General features: G+C 36.8%; 9 protein-coding genes. 7 read left to right on the top strand and 2 right to left on the bottom strand.

What is annotated here, in order from left to right; translation table 11 throughout:
• Positions 1–917 precede the first annotated feature (917 nt).
• From H6F47_RS28545 to H6F47_RS13775, 7 genes are all read left to right on the top strand, one after another.
• A complete protein-coding gene (locus tag H6F47_RS28545; protein WP_277877153.1) occupies positions 918–3131 on the top strand; it encodes a calcium-binding protein in 2214 nt (737 codons plus the stop codon).
• A gap of 708 nt (positions 3132–3839) precedes the next feature.
• A complete protein-coding gene (locus H6F47_RS13800; RefSeq protein ID WP_137669413.1) occupies positions 3840–4556 on the top strand; it encodes a peptidylprolyl isomerase in 717 nt (238 codons plus the stop codon).
• 230 nt (positions 4557–4786) lie between these two features.
• A complete protein-coding gene (locus H6F47_RS13795) occupies positions 4787–7789 on the top strand; it encodes a peptidase domain-containing ABC transporter (RefSeq protein WP_190649610.1) in 3003 nt (1000 codons plus the stop codon).
• Positions 7790–8274: 485 nt separating this feature from the next.
• The gene (locus H6F47_RS13790; RefSeq protein WP_190649608.1) at positions 8275–9852 is read left to right on the top strand and encodes an HlyD family efflux transporter periplasmic adaptor subunit; all 1578 of its coding nucleotides are present in this window, start codon (positions 8275–8277) and stop codon (positions 9850–9852) included.
• A 465-nt stretch (positions 9853–10317) separates the two neighbouring features.
• Positions 10318–11559: a glycosyltransferase family 4 protein gene (locus tag H6F47_RS13785; RefSeq protein WP_190649620.1), complete on the top strand. Its 1242-nt coding sequence runs from the start codon at positions 10318–10320 to the stop codon at positions 11557–11559.
• Positions 11560–12044: 485 nt separating this feature from the next.
• Positions 12045–12275, top strand: a complete 231-nt coding sequence (locus H6F47_RS13780; protein ID WP_190649605.1) for a hypothetical protein — start codon at positions 12045–12047, stop codon at positions 12273–12275.
• Positions 12256–12537: a type II toxin-antitoxin system YafQ family toxin gene (locus tag H6F47_RS13775; protein WP_137669284.1), complete on the top strand. Its 282-nt coding sequence runs from the start codon at positions 12256–12258 to the stop codon at positions 12535–12537. The genes H6F47_RS13780 and H6F47_RS13775 overlap by 20 nt, the downstream gene beginning before the upstream one ends.
• Before the next feature lie 581 nt (positions 12538–13118).
• On the opposite strand, the gene H6F47_RS13770 is transcribed toward H6F47_RS13775, so the two are convergent.
• Together H6F47_RS13770 and H6F47_RS13765 are read right to left on the bottom strand one after the other, a co-directional pair.
• Positions 13119–14165 carry a DUF1611 domain-containing protein gene (locus H6F47_RS13770; RefSeq protein WP_190649604.1) on the bottom strand — a complete coding sequence of 349 codons (1047 nt, stop codon included), beginning with the start codon at positions 14163–14165 and terminating at the stop codon, positions 13119–13121.
• Positions 14149–15201 carry a dipeptide epimerase gene (locus H6F47_RS13765; protein ID WP_190346986.1) on the bottom strand — a complete coding sequence of 351 codons (1053 nt, stop codon included), beginning with the start codon at positions 15199–15201 and terminating at the stop codon, positions 14149–14151. Before H6F47_RS13765 ends, H6F47_RS13770 begins: the two co-directional genes overlap by 17 nt.
• Between the last annotated feature and the right edge of the window lie 326 nt (positions 15202–15527).

Raw genomic sequence — 15527 nt, 5'->3', positions numbered from 1 at the left:
GTTTATTAAGTGACACTTAAATATGCAAAAATCATAAAATTTTGCAAATTTAGACACAGAGAAACTTAAATTACTATACTTTAAAAGTATGCATTTTTTGAGCCTAAAAATGGCGATTATGACCTTAAATGTTACTGCTATTTTTTTGATATTGTGTATACAATAACGTTTAAAAAAATGGATTTTCGCTTCCTACCTTCCTTTGTAAAAGAAACGTGAATATAATTTAGTTATATAAACAAAATATCTCAATTTATTATATATAGTCGTAGGCAGGATGATCACATCAATTTATGATACAAGTCTTATTAAAATAGAGTTTTAGTCCTCAATTCTGCTATGGTAATCCTACCCCATTTTTGAGAAAATATGTAGTAAAAATCCTTGTTTTATAAGGATTTGAGGCTTTATTAACTCTCAAGGATCATATAGGATTGATTGCTATATATAACAATCATATTTGATTTGGCAGAATAAATCAGTATACCTTGATTCTTTATTTTATTTTCCCTATTTGCCGTTAATAGTTCCTTAAAACCTGTAATTTTATAACTTCTCACTATGGTAAGTGCTGTATAAATTGATAATTTGCAATTAATATAACCGTTTAAAAGTATTTTTAATCAACATCAATAAATCCTTGTTTACATTATTGGCATCTATTATTTGGACTAGCTTAAAATTCAAAAAAACTATATAAAAAATGGATAAGAAAAATATGAAATTCTTGTAAAAGGTTCATTTTAGTTATTGTCCATAAAAAGTTTTTAGATTAAATGAAGGAACTACAAACAGGAAAGCAATATTTGTCAAAAGCTCACAGTCAAAGGATTTAATCACAATGACAATGGGCTGGACAAATACTGCAATTTGAATTTGTTTCAATTTCACTTTACCATTTTATTAAGGTATAGACAATGTCAGATAAAATCTTTGGGGATGATGGCAATGATGTCCTAAGTGGTGGCATTGGTAACAATACTATCTACGGACTAGGAGGCAATGATAGTCTGTACGGACAAGAAGGTAATGACACTCTCATAGGTGGTACAGGTGCTGATAGTCTGATCGGTGGAAATGGTAACGATACCTATGGTGTTGATAACTCAGGGGATCAAGTCATTGAAAATGCTAATGAAGGCACAGATACAGTCGTATCATCTATCAGTTATACCCTGGGAAATAATTTAGAAAACCTTGCTTTAATAGGTAACGAAAATATCAACGCTACAGGTAACGAACTGAATAATGGAGTTTTGGGTAATGATGTTAATAATGTCTTAGATGGTGGACTTGGTAACGATAGTCTGTACGGACAGGGAGGTAATGACACTCTCATAGGTGGCGAGGGTAATGACTACCTCGATGGTGGTACAGGTGTTGATAGTCTCATCGGTGGAAATGGTAACGATACCTATGTTGTTGATGGCTTAGGGGACGTAGTCATTGAAAATGCTAATGAAGGCATAGATGCAGTCATATCATCTATCAGTTATACCCTGGGAGATAATTTAGAAACCCTCATTTTAACAGGTCAGAATGATATCAACGGAACAGGTAATGACCTAAATAATACACTCTTTGGGAATGATGTTAATAATGTCTTAGATGGTGGACTTGGTGATGATACTATCTATGGACAAGCAGGTAATGACACTCTCATAGGTGGTGAGGGTAATGACACTCTCATAGGTGGTACAGGTGCTGATAGTCTGATCGGTGGAGTTGGTAAAGATACCTATGTTGTTGATGAATTAGGGGACGTAGTCATTGAAAATGCTAATGAAGGCATAGATACAGTCGTATCATTTATCAGTTATCATCTGGGAGATCATTTAGAACGTCTGTCTTTGATAGGTGAGAACAATATCAACGGTGCAGGTAACGATCTGAATAATGACATGTTGGGTAATAATGGTAATAATTTCCTAGATGGTGGCAGAGGTAACGATAATCTGTCTGGACAAGCAGGTAATGACACTCTCATAGGTGGTGAGGGTAATGACACTCTCACAGGTGGTGTTGGTATGGACGCTTTCCGTTTCACTGGTTTAAATGGAGGAATTGATACAATTACCGATTTTAAATCTGGAACAGATAAAATTCAAATAGATAGCAATGGTTTTACTGGTTTAGCAATTGGTCAATTAAGCGCCGAAGCTTTTACTTCTGGCGCAGGTGTGACTTCAGCTACTAGCAGCACCCATAGATTTATTTTCAACACTACCAATGGTGATTTATTCTTTGATGCCGATGGTGATGGTGCTGGAGCTAGTGTGAAGATTGCAACTCTGAGTAATTCTGCTAGTTTGAGTCACTCTGATATCTTTGTGAATATCAACGTTACAGGTAACGACCTGAATAATGTGCTGTTGGGTAATGATGATAATAATGTCTTAGATGGTGACAGTGGTAACGATAATCTGTCTGGACAAGGAGGTAATGACACTCTCATAGGTGGTGAGGGTAATGACACTCTCATAGGTGGTACAGGTGCTGATAGTCTCATCGGTGGAAATGGTAACGATACCTATGTTGTTGATGACTTAGGGGACGTAGTCATTGAAAATGCTAATGAAGGCATAGATACAGTCATATCATCTATCAGTTATCACCTGGGAGATCATTTAGAAAGTTTGTCTTTGATAGGTGAGAACAATATCAACGGTGCAGGTAACGATCTGAATAATGCCATGTTGGGTAATAATGGTAATAATTTCCTAGATGGTGGACTTGGTGACGATAATCTGTCTGGAGAAGCAGGTAATGACACTCTCATAGGTGGTGAGGGTAATGACACTCTCACAGGTGGCGTTGGTATGGACGCTTTCCGTTTCACTGGTTTAGATGGAGGAATTGATACAATTACCGATTTTGAATCTGGAACAGATAAAATTCAAATAGATAGCAATGGTTTTACTAGTTTAGCAATCGGTCAATTAAGTGCAGAAGCTTTTACTTTTGGTGCAGGTGTGACTTCAGCTACTAGCAGCACCCATAGATTTATTTTCAACACTACCAATGGTGATTTATTCTTTGATGCCGATGGTGACGGTGCTGGAGCTAGTGTGAAGATCGCAACTCTAAGTAATTCTGCTAGTTTGAGTCACTCTGATATCTTTGTGATTTAGTAAAATCCCTAGTTATATCATGTCCGGTTCAAGACTTATAGGACTTACGCAAGATATGACTAAAAACCTTATTCTTGCGTAGGGGTAATTCATGAATTACCCCTACTTTCGTTCCCTTTTGCGTAAGTCCTGTTGGTTATTGGTAGTTGGAAACAACAATTAAAACAATTATTCACCAATCAGTTATATTCTAAGTAATTACCAGGGCTTGATGCTATTCAGGGTATATTTTGATGATAGGTTAGGATCTTTCTCAAGATCACGGTTAAAAGTTCTGTTTTTGGATTATAGGTTTAATTAGGGTTGGCTAAGTAGATTTGTCTCGGCCAGCCCTAATTGCTACAACTGTTCCTGAAACTGGGATGGACAATTTATTTTTTCCATAATCAGGTAAACTTTATAAGTTTTTTGACTTAAATGCCAGTTTGAGGTTGCAATTTCCCAAAATTGTGATAGCTTGGTACGATATCCTTAAATACTAATACCTCTATCAGTGAGCTATACAAAAGTGTATTAGTTTACTGTATTAGTTTACTGTAGGAGTATTTATTGGCTATATGTGCTATGAACCTATAGAAAAAGGACTGAAGTAGAAAAACCAGTGATAAAAAGAACATTGTTTTAAACCAGAGATCAACGGAACATAATCTAGTTTTAATGTAGTTGTAATAACAATTGAGACAGGTAGTAAATTTACTGGCAAGTGATATGAATCCAGTGCTGCAATTTGGCGATCGCATAATAACAGCCCCAGAAGTTCTACAACTACTGGGGAAACACCAATTAGTACCACCATTACTGAAAGAGGTAGTAATTGATCAAGCGATCGCAGAAATTGAATGTACACCACAGGAAGAAAAACAAGCCTGTGAACAGTTAGCGCAACAATATCAAGGAAAACAAGAACAGGGAATCAGTACCGAACAGTTGAATAGTATAGCTATTCGCCAACTGAAACTGGAAAAGTTCAAAGAAGCAAGTTGGGGACAAGATTTAGACTCCTACTTTTACCAGCGCAAAACCCAGTTGGATCGAGTTATATATTCCCTGATCACTACTTCTGATATTGGAATAGCCCAAGAAATCTACTTCCGCATCCAAGAAGGAGAACAATCTTTTGCTCAAGCAGCAAGAGAATATGCCCAAGGTCCAGAAGCCCAAACAGATGGTTTAGTCGGTCCTGTGGAATTACAATCTCTTCATCCGATGTTGGCGAGAGTCTTATCTGTCAGCCAACCACAGCAACTTTCACCACCTACTCAAATAGGAGAATGGATAGTAATTGTCAGGCTAGAAAAACTACTACCAGCTCAGTTGGATCGGCAAATTCGTCAAAGATTGCTGAATGAGCGGTTTCAGACTTGGCTGCAAGGGCAAGTAGCTCCACAAAACTGGCAAATTAAACTATCAGAAGATATGCAATGACAACAGGTAATAGGTGAAAGATTAAAACGTCCTTGATTATATCATTTGCATGATAAAGATACCTAATCATATAAGTCAGGGATGAGTAAAAAGCCAACTTACACATTTGGGAAGGCTTCCAGCACAAAAAATATCCAAGGTGTAAAAATTCTAGAAAGAGTTTGTGCAGCTTTTTCTAATCCATGAATCCCGGATAAATAACAAACAGCAGATTATTAAATCGAATAAATATGACTTATAATAGCGAATCCTTTGATCAATTTCTCCAGAGTATTGCAGGATTTGATCAACTATCAGCCCAGGAAAGACGCAATTTACTATCACAACAACAAGCTCTACGCTATCGCATAGGACAAAAAATCATTGGTAAAGAAAAACTACCAGATAGAATAGCGATTCTGTACGAGGGAAAAGTGAGACTGTTGGGATATCACCCCCAAACCCAATTACCAATTACCCTGAAAATCCTAGAACCAGGAGCAATAATTGGGGAAATTAGTTTGATGCGGCAGATTGCTTGTGAAACAGCGATCGCATCCACAGAAGTGATTTGTTTAACCTTGAGTACAGCAGATTATTTAAGTCTACTACGCCAAAATCCAGCCTTTGCTAATGATCGTCAAAACTGTAGTGACATCTCAGAAGTATTTGATATTCTCAGCCCACTGTTAGCACAACAAGCTAATGCCAATTTAAATCTCAAAGACATCAGTCAAGAAATTTTATCAGAGGCAAAAATTCATTACCTACCACCAGGAAAATCCTCTTTTACACAACTAGAAAGTGATAAAATTTGGTTTGTTAGTGGTGGTACAGTAGCTAATTTTCCCCCTAATTCTCCGTTAGAATCTAGTCATACTAGAGGAATGATCGAAGTAACAGGGAGCAGTCCAGCACGGTTATTAGGTATCAATCCCCCAGATTTATCATTCCTCAATCCAGAACTAGTAGAGGCAGAACTAACATATAATCAACAACAAAACACAGATGAAATAGAAATTCCCTACGCCACAGTAGAAGAAGTTATTCCTTCCCAACGCCAAACACCATCAGAGAAAAAACACCACCAACAATACCCATTTTTTCGTGGACAGGGGGAAATAAATTCTACCTTGGCTTGTTTGCAAATGCTGGCCAAGCATTTACAAGTTCCCTTGCGTAAAGAAGTAGTACGTCGGATTTTAAACGACAACATTAAACGTCATGGTAATATATCCCTTCAACTTTGTGCTTATGTGGGAGAATTAATTGGACTGAGATCCCAATTAGTAGATATTCCCGCCACTGCAATTACACGCATTCCTACACCAGCACTAATTCAATATCAAGATAGCTATGCTGTGATCTATGCAGTAGATGAAAATACAGTAGTTTTAGCTGTGCCATCAAAAGGAATAATTAATTGCAAACCAAGCAAACTACTGGAAGAAATAGCAACTGATGAAACCACATTACAACCACAACTGCGGGTATTACTTATCGGTGCTACGCAAGAAACACCGCAACAACGCTTTGGGTTAAGTTGGTTTTTACCTTATCTATCACGTCACCGTCGGGTATTAATAGAAGTCTTTATCGCTTCCTTTTTCGTCCAATTAGCTGCTTTAGCTAATCCTTTGGTTATTCAATTAATCATTGATAAAGTCATTGTTCAAAATAGTATTAATACCCTGAATATTTTAGGGGTGTTATTATTAGCAGTGGGTGTATTTGAAGCAATACTAACTACATTGCGGACATACTTATTTGTGGATACAACCAACCGCATTGACATGAGCTTAGGGTCACAAATTATTGACCATTTACTCAGATTACCTTTACGTTATTTTGAACGTAGACCTGTGGGTGAACTAGCAACTCGCATCAATGAATTAGAAAATATCCGTCAGTTTCTCACAGGGACAGCTTTAACAGTGGTATTAGATGCAGTATTCTCGGTGGTTTATATCATCGTGATGCTGTTTTATAGTTGGCAATTAACTTTAGTGGGTTTGGGAACAATTCCCCTATTTGTGGTGATTACATTAATTGCCGCCCCCACGGTGAGCCGACAATTACGTACCAAAGCAGAACGTAATGCAGCAACTCAATCTTATTTAGTGGAGGTAATGTCAGGTATTCAAACAGTAAAGGCGCAAAATATTGAATTGCGATCGCGTTTTTCCTGGCAAGAACGTTATGCTCGGTTTGTATCCGCAGGTTTTAAAACAGTCATCACTTCCACTTTAGCTAATTCTACCAGTCAGTTTCTCAACAAACTCAGTAGCTTATTAGTTTTGTGGGTAGGAGCTTATTTAGTATTAAAAGGAGAATTAACATTAGGGGAATTAATCGCCTTTAGAATTATTTCCAGTTATGTGACTAGTCCTATTTTGCGGTTAGCACAACTTTGGCAAAACTTCCAAGAAACTGGTTTATCTTTAGAGCGATTAAGTGATATTGTGGACACACCCCAAGAAGCAGAAACAGACAAAGATAATATTCCCTTACCTGGGATCATGGGTGCTGTTAAATATGAAAATGTTTGCTTCCGCTTTGCTCCCAGTGGACCACTGCAACTAAACAATGTGAGTCTTGATTTTCCCTCTGGTACATTTGTCGGTATCGTCGGACAAAGTGGTTCAGGTAAAAGCACAATGATGAAATTACTGCTAAGACTTTATAACATCGAGTCTGGCAGAATTTTGATTGATGGTTACGACATCAGCAAAGTAGAACTTTATTCAGTACGCAGACAAATTGGGGTTGTACCGCAAGATCCGCTTTTGTTTGATGGTACTGTAGAAGAAAATATTGCATTGACTAATCCTGATGCAACTACAGAAGAAATTATCGAAGCGGCCAGGATAGCAGTTGCCCATGAATTTATCATGAATTTGCCCAATGGTTATAACACCAGAGTAGGGGAAAAAGGTTCTAATCTTTCTGGAGGACAAAGACAGAGGATAGCGATCGCTCGTTCCATTTTACAAAAACCTAAATTATTAGTTTTGGACGAAGCTACCAGCGCCTTAGATTATCCCACAGAAAGACAAATATGCCTCAACTTAGCTAGAGCTTTTCAAGGTAAAACAGTCTTCTTTATTACTCACCGTCTCAATACTGTTAGTAATGCAGATACAATCGTTGTTATGGATGGCGGTAGGGTGATAGAACAAGGTAATCATCAAGAATTAATGACTGCTAAAGGTCATTATTTCTACCTATATCAACAACAAGAAGTTAATTTGTAATTAGTTATTAGTGATCAGCTATCAGTTATCAGTGGGAATAGGGAATAGGGAATAGGGAATAGGGAATAGGGGAAGGAAATTTTAGATTTTAGGTTTTAGATTGGAGTTAAGAAAAACAATCCAAAATCCAAAATCCAAAATCCAAAATTAATAACTCCTGACTCCTGTACGGGTGAAGTAGGGGCGAAGCATTCGGAAAATAGCCTGTTGCTAAAATTGATAATTGGTTGCCCGAATGCTTCGCCCTTACAGGAAAATAACCTGTTGCTAAAATTGATAATTGGTTGCCCGAATGCTTCGCCCTTACAGGAAAATAGCCTGTTGCTAAAATTGATAATTGGTTGCCCGAATGCTTCGCCCTTACAGGAAAATAACCTGTTCATAAAATTGATCATTTGTTGCCCGAATGCTTCGCCCCTACGACTCCTGACGCTAAAATTCAAAATCTAAAATCCAAAATCTAAAATCCAAAATCTAAAATTGTTATGACTCAACATAATGGTAATCATATCAACGGTAACGGTAATGGCAACGGAAAAAAACAAAGTAGTGTACAGTTGCTGACATCTGCCAAAAAAGCAAGAACAGACTCTTTAAATTCTGTAGCTTATCAAGATAGTTTTGAACACTCTATAGTTTTACGTCAATCACCAGTTTGGTCACGTACCATCATGATCACCCTGATGGTTATAGCTTGTTTTGGAGTGGGTTGGGCTTATTATGCCAAAATTGAACAAGTAGTTCCCGCGACCGGTCAGTTAAAACCAGAGGGAACAGTAAAAGAAGTGCAAGCTCCTATTAGTGGTGTTGTCAAATCTGTTTATGTGAAAGATGGACAAGAAGTAAAAAAAGGAGACTTGCTCTTAACATTTGAATCCGTTGCCACCTTAGCTGAGTTAAGTTCCTTAAACAAGATTCGTGCTGCTTTAATTAAAGAAAACGATATTTATCGTCGCTTGATGAGTGCAAGTAACGGTATCACCTCAGAATTGAATTTTTTAAGCAGTAACTTGCCACCAGAAACAGCTTTTCTCCTGAAAAGTCGAGCCTCATTAGTCGCTGACAATGATTTATTGCGTTCTCAATTAAGAAATTCTACACCAGGAATAAGTGGTGGAATTGATGAACAACAACGCCTCCTAGCTGCCAGAAAAGAATTAGAATCTCGGTCTAATGCAGCACAATTAGAAGTTGAAAAAATCAGAAAGCAACTATCGCAAACCAAAGTCAAGATCAAAGATACTCAAAATGGTTTAGCAATTCAACAACAAATTTTAGATAAAGTTAAAACCCTAGCAGAAGAAGGGGGGATTTCTCAATTACAATATCTGAATCAGCAACAACAAGTACAAACTCTGAAAGCAGAAATAGAACAATTGAGAGAAGAAGAAAAACGCCTAGAGTTTGATATTAAAAGAGGACAGGAGGAAGTAACGAATACTGTAGCGGTGACAGATAAAAATGTTTTAGATCAGATAGCCAATAATAAAAAGCGAATTGCGGAAATTGACAGCCAATTCATGAGAATTATTTTGGAAAATGAGCAAAGATTGGCAGATGTTAATAGTAGAATTTCCCAGACACAATTAAATGTCAAATATCAAGAACTTCGCGCTCCTGTAAGTGGGATAGTATTTGATCTGCAAGCGAAAAATCCTGGTTTTGTCGCTAATCCTACCGAGAAATTATTACAGATTGTACCTAATGATAAATATGTAGCGGAGGTATTTATCACCAATCAAGATATTGGTTTTGTGCGGGAAGGAATGAAGGTAGATGTGAGAGTTGATTCTTTTCCTTTTAGTGAGTTTGGAGATATTAAAGGTAAAGTGATTAATATCGGATCGGATGCTTTACCTCCTGATCAGACTTATCAATATTATAGATTTCCAGCGAAAGTTAGTTTAGATAGTCAGACGATAAATGCTCACGGTAGAAACATTCCTGTACAGTCGGGGATGTCTATTACTGCTAATATTAAGGTGCGTGAGGAACGGAGTGTGTTGAGTTTATTTACGGAGATGTTTACTAAGCAGGTTGAGAGTTTGAAAGAAGTTAGATAGATGGTTATGGGTGATGGGTGATGGGTGATGGGTGACTCCCTTGCTACCCATGCCACCCATACTTCCCATGCTTCATGTCTGTTAATAAAGAATTTGTAATTGAATTATGAAAATATGATTTAAATATCCTCCAAAAACGCCTCAAAACTTCCATATTAAAAAATCTCAAATAAAATATTTTTGAAATCATAATTAGGGTTTGCTGAATAAACCTAAAACCTTGATATATCAAAGGTTAGAGGCTGATAAACACAGAAATTAGTGCAAGGGTTTTGAAGGGTATACCGGAAAAAGTGTGCATTTTTTGGGATTTCAAGAGATGGCAAAGAAATTTTCAAATCTCCTCCTGACTCCTGACTCCTGACTCCTGACTCCTATGCCTTCACGGAAAGACTTTCTCAGCAAACCCTAATTATATGGCTAAAACAAGCATATTCAAATTGTATGAAAAATGCTACCGGAAATATGAAAAGCATTTTATTTTTACATCCCAACTTCCCCGGACAATTTCGCCACTTAGTTAAAACTTTAGGACAAGATCAGAATTATCAAGTGGTATTTGCCACAAATAATCAACAAGGACATATACCAGGTGTACAGAAGGTAATTTATCAACCTTCCCGCACAGTAGCAAGTCAAACACATTATTATATTCGCAATTTAGAAAATGCAGTTCTTACCGGACAAGCAGTATATCGGATGGCACAACGATTAAAAAATCAAGGTTTTATTCCAGATATCATTTATGGTCATTCTGGTTGGGGACTAACTTTATTTATAAAAGAAGTTTTTCCCCAAGCAGAATTATTATGTTTCTTTGAATGGTTTTATCATAGTCGCGGTTCAGATGCAGGTTTTGATCCTTGTGATCCATTAAGTGTAGATGATATATGTCGTATTAGGGTAAAAAATTCACCGATTTTACTGGATTTATACCATTGCGATCGCGGACTTTCTCCTACTAACTGGCAGCGTCAACAATTTCCCCAAGAATATCATCATAAAATCACTGTTTGTCACGATGGCATTGATACTAATTACTTTATCAGTAAACCAGATACTAAATTATTTTTACCTAGCATCAATTTGGATCTTTCCCACGTCACAGAATTAGTTACCTATTCAGCAAGAGGTTTTGAACCTTATCGGGGTTTTCCTCAGTTTATGGAAGCAGTAGCATTAATTCAACAACAGCGCCCAAATTGTCATATTGTAGTTGATGGGGAAGATAAGGTATTTTATAGTAAACATCTTGCTGATGGGAAAACCTATAAACAGTTAATGTTAGAAAGTCTAGATTTAGATTTATCGAGATTACATTTTACTGGTAGACTGCCTACCCATGAATATCTACAACTTTTACAAGCTTCCTCAGCCCATATTTACTTAACCCGTCCTTTTGTTTTATCCTGGTCAATGTTAGAAGCAATGTCTGTAGGATGTTTACTCATAGCTTCCAACACTCCCCCAGTTGTAGAGATCATTGAAGATGGTAAAAATGGACTTTTGGCAGATTTCTTTTCTCCTGTACAAATTGCTGAAAAGGTAAATCTAGCTTTGGATAATGCAGAAGATATGAAAGTTATTCGTGCAGCAGCAAGAAAAACAATAGTCAATAATTATAATTTAGCAGCATTATTACCAAAACAATTAGATTGGATATTGGGTAAGAAAACTTCTCTTAATTCCTATGGTTTGAGAATTTAGGTTTTATAGAGGTAGAACCTCTAGGTTTCCATTCCCAGTCTGGAGACTGGGAACGAGTGGATAACGAGTGGATAACTAAATTTTGATCTCAAACTGCTGTAATTATACTATATTGATTGTATTAAGCTGTTACACAGCTAAATTGTATTATCCTAATATTCTGAACTCTTGTGGAACAGGCATCTTGCCTGTTCCACTTATACAAATTAAATGCACAACAGCTTATAAATTATATTATGAAAATTACTGAGAAAATTTGCAAGATAAACTAACTTGTATATTATCTAATAGACATCTCCAGAAAAAAATTATAGAACCTATTTATGGGGGCAGGTCGAAGATTATGGGATTTTTAGATGTCTGATTTTTCCGTTAAATTATCGCCTAAAGGCTTCGCTTCGCCCCTACAACTTATGACAAATTAATACATTTTATTTTGGAGAGGTCTAATTGATATATAATTTATAGTAGGGAGGTATTTTTATATGATGACTCTACAAGAAATTATCAACTCTATTGAAAACTTATCAACAGAAGACAGAGAGTATTTATTTGAGTTTCTCCGTCAACAAAGAATTGAAAACCGTCGTTTAGAAATTTTAGCTAATGCAAAAGAAGTAACAGAAGCATTTAACAATGGTACTGCTAAAAGGGGAAGTGTAGATGATTTGATCGCTGACTTACTAGGAGATGATGATGGAAGTTGTCTGGAGTAGTGGATTTAAGCGATCTTTTAAAAAGATTATCAAGAAAAATCCACAATTAAAAAATAAGATTATTGATGTCTTACAGCTATTAGCAGATGATCCTTTCACACCATCTTTAAAGTCTCATAAATTAGGAGGAGATTTAGCGGGTTTTTGGTCTTGTTCTGTGACTTATGATTGTAGAATTATTTTTAATTTATCTGAGGATGAGCAGTTGTTAGAAATGGTTATTTTATTAATTGATATTGGTAGCCACGATGAGGTTTATTAAATAGTAATTTAATAGTAATTTAATAGTAATTTAATAGTAATTTAATAGTAATTTAAAATAAAATCTCAGTTTTCATCCTGAAAATCCTGAAATCCTGTACTTCGACTTCGCTCAGTAACCAGACATCCTGATTCAGAAAAATATTTAGATCCCTAACTTATTGACTTATTCAAGAAGTCGGGGATCTAAATCATCTCATAATTAGGGTTTGCTGAATAAACCTAAAACCTTGATATATCAAAGGTTAGAGGCTGATAAACACAGAAATTAGTGCAAGGGTTTTGAAGGGTATACCGGAAAAAGTGTGCATTTTTTGGGATTTCAAGAGATGGCAAAGAAATTTTCCAATCTCCTCCTGACTCCTGACTCCTGACTCCTATGCCCTCACGGAAAGACTTTCTCAGCAACCCCTAATTATCTCTCAACTAACTTCCCATCACTGCATCTCAATACTTTTCGGTTAAGCCCAAAAAATAAAATTCTGTAGGTTGGGTTGAGGAACGAAACCCAACATTTATAAGCTTTTGTTGGGTTGCGCTATCGCTTAACCCAACCTACAAAAACTCATAATTATCTCTAAACTAACTTCCCATCACTGCATCTAATAACAACTCACCACCAAATCGCACCGGATCTGTACAAGGTAAACCTGTTTGATCTGTAACTTGGGCGATCGCATTTTTAGCAGCAACTTCATCTAAATCTCTAGTATTTAAAGCTATCCCCGCTACCGGAACTTTAGCAAACGCACCCGCACCACTAGCAATAATTTCATACATTTTAATTACCTCCGGTAAAGGAGGAATCGGAACATGAGGATTATTATGATTGTGAGTTTGTCCGGCTCGATGCACTAAAATTAAATGTGTAGGTTGAGAACCCCGAATTAAAGGTAAAGTTGCAGTTGAACCAGGATGTAATAAAGAACCTTGTCCTTCTATTTGCAGAATATCGTAATTTTTACCAAACCGCATCACCAACTGTTCCACCGCACCCGCAGCAAAGTCTACCCGCACTGCATCTAACGCTACACCATCCCCTTCTAACATTAACCCAGTTTGACCAGTAGCTAAAAATTTCGACTTCCAACCCCGTAATTTTGCAGAACGATGTAATTCTAAACTGGTAGACATTTTACCAATGGCCATATCTGTTCCCACCGTCAACACCCGACGACAGGGAAGAGTCCGCGCTAAACCGGAAGCTATTTCTAAGTTAGCAGGTTCTTTTCGCACATCCCAAATTAACTGACCTGGTTTTAAGAGAGCATTTAATTCTGGTATATTCCCTAAAGGTGTGTGTAGACCATTAACCAAAGACATTCCCCCTTTCAAAGCATCTTTGATATCCGGCCAATAATGATCAGGAATTATCCCACCTTTGGGAGCAATACCAATAACTAAAACTTCTGGTTGATATTGCAAAGCCGCACTCACTGAACCCACAACAGGAACATCACGTTTTATTCCTGTTAACTCTGATACAGATTTACCTACACATTCCCGATCTATCACTGCAACTATCGGTGATTCACTATAGCGTAAAATGGATAAACCGGTTTTTCCCTGAGTTCCACTCAGTCCTTCATGCAATAAAATTGCTATCTTTTTATTAAGTGGCAGACGCACTGTATTGTACTCCTAAACCTGGTAAATTATTAGGTAAAATTCGTCCTTTTTCAACTGATGCACCCACAAAAGGATCATCTATTAAATTTAAATGACTATCTAAATCTAAATAATCTGCTAATGGTGCAAGTTGGGAAGCTGCTGTATTGGCTAATGAACTATCAGAATAACAGCCAAACATCACTTGTAAATTATGTGCTTTGGCTGTATTTACCATTCTCCAAGCTTCACTTAAACCCCCAGATTTCATGAGTTTAATATTAATTCCATCTACATAATCTGCTAAGGGGGGAATATCCACACTGGTAAAGCAACTTTCATCCACAAAGATGGGTAAAGGTGAATGTTCTTTCAGGGTGGCTAATTTATTTTCTTCACCTCTTGGTAATGGCTGTTCTATATATTTTATCCCTAAATCTGCTAACCACAGAGACATAGAAATTGCATCTGCTAAACTCCAACCTCCGTTAGCATCTACAAATAAATCTATTTTTGGTGCTGTTTCTTTCACTGCTAAGAGCATTTTTCTGTCTGCTTCTATTCCCTCTTTTGCTCCTAATTTCACTTTTAATAATTTCACATCCATATATTCTAACCAGTCTTTGGTTCTGGTTGCTGCACCTTCTGGGGAGTTAATACCTATGGTTACGGATGTGGGTACTATTTTATTGAGATTTAGTCCCCACATTTTCCACAATGGTAAATTTACACTTTTCCCCATCCAATCATACAACGCCATGTCTATAGCTGCCTTGGCTGCGGAAGGGATTTGATACTGTGTTAAAATTGTTTCAATTTCCTGTCTTTGCCAAGGATTGTATAATTCTAACACAGGGGTGATTTTTTGCAAGGCATCTGTGATCATTTCGGTGGTTTGACGGTGATTTCCCACACCAAAGGGTGATGCTTCTCCCCATCCTTCAATGTCGTTTTCGATGATTTTGATGCTGATATTTGTTGTTTGTGTTGTTGTTCCTCTACTTATTGTTAACGGGAATCTTTTGTTAACTGTAAATTGACTGACTTGTATTTTCATTTTAGCAACTTATACTTATCAACTATTTATCAGCCATAATACACTAAATAAACAAGATTATAATTTTAGGACTTACGCAAGATGTGACTGAAAACCTTATTCCTGCGTAGGGGTAATTCATGAATTACCCTTACGTTTGTTCCCTTTTGCATAAATCCTGAATTTATTAGCTTCTGCATTGTTTGAAGAAATCCGGTATCCAATACTTTTCGGTTAAGCCCAAAAAATAAAATTCTGTAGGTTGGGTTGAGGAACAAAACCCAACATTTATCAGCTTTTGTTGGGTTGCGCTATCGCTTAACCCAACCTACAAAAACTCTTAACCG

Origin of the sequence: Sphaerospermopsis sp. FACHB-1094 (assembly GCF_014696195.1) — a bacterium.
In the GTDB taxonomy this organism is placed as follows: domain Bacteria; phylum Cyanobacteriota; class Cyanobacteriia; order Cyanobacteriales; family Nostocaceae; genus Sphaerospermopsis; species Sphaerospermopsis kisseleviana.
The sequence above is the reverse complement of the archived record's forward strand: the minus strand, read 5'-3'. Positions and strand labels throughout refer to the sequence as shown.